This window comes from Spirosoma litoris, assembly GCF_054776755.1.
In genome coordinates, this window is the sequence record NZ_BAAHBI010000083.1 from 1 (window position 1) to 756 (window position 756).

2 protein-coding genes are annotated in these 756 nt (G+C 45.1%); both read right to left on the minus strand.

The window, feature by feature from the left end; all coding sequences use genetic code 11:
- Nucleotides 1–209 (minus strand): hypothetical protein (locus ACYVGR_RS37555; RefSeq protein WP_460966060.1); only part of this gene is annotated, 209 nt, incomplete at its 3' end.
- Nucleotides 210–295: 86 nt separating this feature from the next.
- A partial coding sequence (locus ACYVGR_RS37560) for a helix-turn-helix domain-containing protein (protein WP_460966062.1) occupies nt 296–756 on the minus strand: 461 nt, incomplete at its 5' end.

Genomic DNA, 756 nt, shown 5'->3' on the forward strand with positions numbered 1-756 from the left:
TTGGCTTTATGAGCCTTAGCACCATCGGCCACAAAAAGCGCCTTACCAGCTAGACAACTTTCGACTTGGTTGATAAACCAGCCAAACCAATGTGCGTTTAGTTTAGGCAGAAAAGCTGCGTATCCCTGTCCTGTAAAGGGGCATAAGGTCAAATACAGATAAACATTTTCATAACCAATACGGATGGGCGAAACTGGACGATGACCCATAGGGGACCACTTTCGGCCCAGTTCCGTGCGGGTTCCTGCTCGTAATTCATCATGATAGAAGATGGCTTGGTCAGGAAAGTTAGCCCTTAACTGACCAAACTCTTTTTAAAAGTCTCGATGGCCCCAGGTGCTTGTTCGATATGCACCGGTCGTCCAGTTTTGGATTTTATTTTCAATCGTTTACACAAATCAAAAACACCACCAATTGTGTACTCTACTCCTAGACTACCCCTTAGATAAGCCTGAATATCAGCTAATGTTTGGGCCTGATCATCGAGTAAAAATTGACGCAGATGGCTGATTTGAATGGTGGATAGCTTGCCGAAATAGGTGGCTTTTCGAGGTTGAACTAAGGTTTCTAGCCCTTTTTCTTGATAGGTTTTCCAGATCCTCTGTGCTTGTCTTAAACTCAGATTAACTTGCTGGGCTGCCTCTGCCTGGGTGCTGCATTGGCCCGACTTTAACAACCGTAAGAAGCGGACATGATCTCTAAACTGGGCTTTCTTTTGCTGCTTTTCGGTGGTCTGCAACAAGTCCAAATCTTCCT